This is a genomic window from Flagellimonas marina (assembly GCF_042651185.1).
Lineage (GTDB): Bacteria > Bacteroidota > Bacteroidia > Flavobacteriales > Flavobacteriaceae > Flagellimonas > Flagellimonas marina.
Window position 1 is genome coordinate 1 of record NZ_JBHSCL010000012.1, and the last position, 3864, is coordinate 3864.

General features: G+C 39.7%; 3 protein-coding genes. All 3 read right to left on the reverse strand.

The genetic code is table 11. The features are described 5' to 3' along the window. Positions 1–733, reverse strand: a 733-nt coding sequence (gene uxuA / locus ACFOWS_RS18050; protein WP_379767725.1) for a mannonate dehydratase, incomplete at its 3' end; no start/stop codon positions are given. A 526-nt stretch (positions 734–1259) separates the two neighbouring features. Then, entirely contained in the window at positions 1260–2273 is a 1014-nt protein-coding gene (locus ACFOWS_RS18055; RefSeq protein WP_379767728.1) for a Gfo/Idh/MocA family oxidoreductase, read from the reverse strand. A 37-nt stretch (positions 2274–2310) separates the two neighbouring features. Further along, positions 2311–3459, reverse strand: a complete 1149-nt coding sequence (locus ACFOWS_RS18060) for a lactonase family protein (protein ID WP_379767731.1) — start codon at positions 3457–3459, stop codon at positions 2311–2313. Positions 3460–3864 lie beyond the last annotated feature (405 nt).

Genomic DNA, 3864 nt, shown 5'->3' on the forward strand with positions numbered 1-3864 from the left:
CCAATATTGGGTATGGTGGATCATCTGGATGAATTGCCAGAAAAACACCTGCTTTTTCAGCAGCTGGCCCTATTTCTTTGATAAAACTGTACAGATTTTCCCTGAGTTCTTGATCTCCTATTGTATTGTACGTATCCAGGGCTTTCTGAAACTGTTCCAAGGTATAACCCTCCTCAGCCCCGGGCAATCCTGCGATAATGTTCTGGACCAAGCTGTTCCTCGTATCTTCGTCCATAGCATTGAATTTGTCCTTGGCGCGTACAACGGCATCATCAGAATAGTTATCAAAAGCCTTGTCACATTTGAGAATGAAGAGTTCAAATGCCGCGAATTCGGCGGCATCAAACCGAAGCGCATACGAACCATCTGGCATTTTATAGGAAAGATCGGTACGGGTCCAATCCAAAATGGGCATAAAGTTGTAGCACACCGTATCTATTCCACACGAGCTTAGGTTTTCAATACTTTGCTTGTAATTGGCAATGAACTCAGGATAATTTCCTGTTCTTTTTTTAATATCCTCATGAACAGGTATGCTTTCCACAACCGACCATGTTAGGCCAGCGGCCTCCACGATTTTCTTTCGTTTATTGATTTCAGAAATGGGCCAAACATCGCCATTGGGAATATCATGCAAGGCAGTCACTATTCCGGTTGCCCCGGCTTGCCTAATATCAGAAAGGGAAACTGGGTCTTTTGGACCATACCATCGCCATGTTTGTTCTAAACCCATAAAAATTGATTTTTTATCACTACGCTACCGTTTTTATCAACCACAAAAACATTGAATCCACCATCAATGGGAACCTCAATACCATAAACAAATTTTGATTGCCGCTACTCAAACAAAGGGTAGTACCCACCTTCGAAAAATGAGCGGCCAACACTTTGTCCTTAACTTCTCTACGTTTTGGATTTTCCATAGATTTTTTTTGGTGGTTGCCTCCAGGCTCAATACCAAATTTTAGTTTCTGCGTACTTTTTACACAGTTGTAAATATATAGATATTTTTATCCCCAACGGTTAAAAATTCATTTTATATCAAAAACAAAATTTCGGAAAGCAGAAAAAATATTGGTTTTTCTAAAAGAGATTCCCTTAAGCTTTAGTTACTCTTAGCCCTTTGAACTTGTATTTATTTTCCAAAAAAAAGTATTTTGCTTGAAATACAAATGTTCAGGATATTATTACTCAGGGTAGAACTTCAAAACCGTATTTTCGACCAAGGTGGTTCTTTGCTTTTGGACTTCTCTTGTTGATTAAGCTTCCAGAATCTCCAGTTGCTTTATGATCTGGGCTTCTGTCACTGGAAAGGGTTTACCATTCTTGATAGTTTGGTGCACATCGTTATACACATTGATGTAAGAAGCTTGTTTTGACTCAACTTCCATCTTGGTCTTTTCCCCTGTTTCCCCAACAATGGTAAGTATACCTTTCTGATCAGCCTTTTCAATTCCATAGTTAGGATCATCCGGTTTTATACCGTTCAGTAATTGGTGTTCCTGTACGTCAGAACGGTTCTTTTTATAGGAACCTTTGGTGCCATGTAGCACAAATGCAGGTCCTGGGTCTGCAACCAGCAAACTGGTTGTCAAATAGACCTGTAGACCATTATGATAGCTTAAATGAATCTGGGCGTAATCATCCACAACCGTATTTGGGCGGAACTCTCCGAGTGTTTTTTTCCATGTCGAGGGAATTCCAAAAAGTGAAATGACACCATCCAAAAGATGGGGACCTAGATTGTAGAGCACACCAGAACCTGGCACCTCGGTCTCTTTGGCAATACTTTTTCCTATGGTATATCTGTATCGGTCAAACCGAAAATGAACCTCGATTAAATCTCCCAACTTTCCCGATTCCAACACTTCCTTTACGGATAAAAAGTCGCTGTCATATCTCCGATTTTGATAGGGCATAATGTAAAGGTTCTTCTGCTTTGCCAAAGCAAATAATTCTTTGGCCTCCCTTGAAGTTATAGCAAACGGTTTTTCCACCAAGACGTGCTTTCCTGCCTTCAGGGCTTGCAATACAAATTCATGATGCGTGCTATTAGGCGTATTTACAACTATTAATTCAATGTTGGGATCTCCAATCATAGCATCAATAGAGGCATAGCTTTTTATCTTTGGGTATGCGAAATGTGCTTTTTTTGATGACCGCTCAACAATACCAACTAATTCATAACCTTCATGTTGATCAAGAAAAGGAGCGTGAAACACGCTACCCGATAGTCCAAATGACAAAACTCCTACTTTAATCAGATTATTCATTGTTTCAATTATTGACTTGGATTACATATCGACCTTTTTAGTCCTTAAACGTTTTCATCTTTAAGCACGCGGGAAGGCCGACCTCGATTTTGTTCCCCGTATAGGATAATAGACCCGTTTTTTCATCCCTGCGAAAAACAACTATGGTTCCCGATGTAAGATTCGCCACCAACAAAAACTTTCCTGTAGGATCAATGACAAAATTTCTTGGCACCTCTCCCAAGGTGCTTTGATGCCCTTGTAAGGTAAGTTCCCCTGTATGCGGATCAATGGAAAAAATGGCAATGGTGTTTTCTTCTTTCAATCGATTGGATACATATGCAAAAAGTCCATCCGGCGATATGTGGATGTCCGCACCATGGTAAATCCCTTCAGATTTTTTGCTATAAGAAAAATAGGTGTCAATCAATGTAAGTTTCCCATCGTTGTAACCATAAGCTGTAACAGTGCCACTCAATTCCTCCACACAATAGGCAAAATTTCCATTTGGATGGAATGTAAGATGTCTCGGCCCTGCTCCTTTTTGGGTATCAAGGGTTAGGTTTTCTTCAACCATCAATTTGCCCTTTTCTTGATCTAAGGAAAAAACCCGAATCTTATCAGCGCCTAAATCTGGAGACAAAATGTATTTCCCCTCTGGTCCAAAATTACTGGAATGAAGGTGTGCACTATTTTGATTTGGCGCAACAACGCTGCTGCCTTCAAATTTTATGGATTGTAGGATTGGAGTTAAACTTCCATCCGCTTCGCATTGAAACAAACCAATCATGGGGTCGGTATAATTTGAGCTTACAAGATATTTACCATCATTGTCTACCACAACGTGCACAGGATTCTTTCCTTTGGTGGTCTGCTTGTTCAAAAATAGCAATGAGCCATTAGATGGGTCAATCTCAAAAGCTGATACCGAACCCGGGGTTTCCAACCTTGCTTCGGTAGCCGCGTAAAGATATTTTCCATTCCGACTCAATGTAAGAAAAGATAGGTTGACCAAATTTCCCACTTCTTCCAACAGAGTCAAACCACCGGACATGTAATCAAACTGATATACACTTATACCAGTAGCCTTCTGACCATCGGTATAAGACCCAACAAAAAGGAATGTCTTTGTATCCTGTCCAAGCATGGATTGAAATACTGCCCCGATTGATACTAAGGCAATACAAAGTAATTTTAATCTATTCATAAATGGCTACTAAACAGCACAATATCTTATCCTTTAGATATAAAGCCTGTGTTACCAAGCTCAATACATACCCACTGTGGATTACTGGCACTGTGCCCTATAATTCCTTATTTTGGATGTTTTTAATGTTTTTTGATGCTCTTTGCAGAGCAACATTCAACATCGTTTTCACTTTTTGTGTTACTTTTACACAGTTTTTAAAGGTATAGTTTTTTTTGCATACCTCGTAGAGATTCAATCAATTCCATATGACAAGACAAGAAAGTCTCCAAGAAATCCAAGTAAAACAAGATTCTTTTGAATGCTCGGTCACAGCAGATATAACTGTGTTCGGATATGTAGGGGGAAACTCAAAATACTCTTGATCAAAAGGTCATTCGGATATTACAAGAACCACTGGCATAT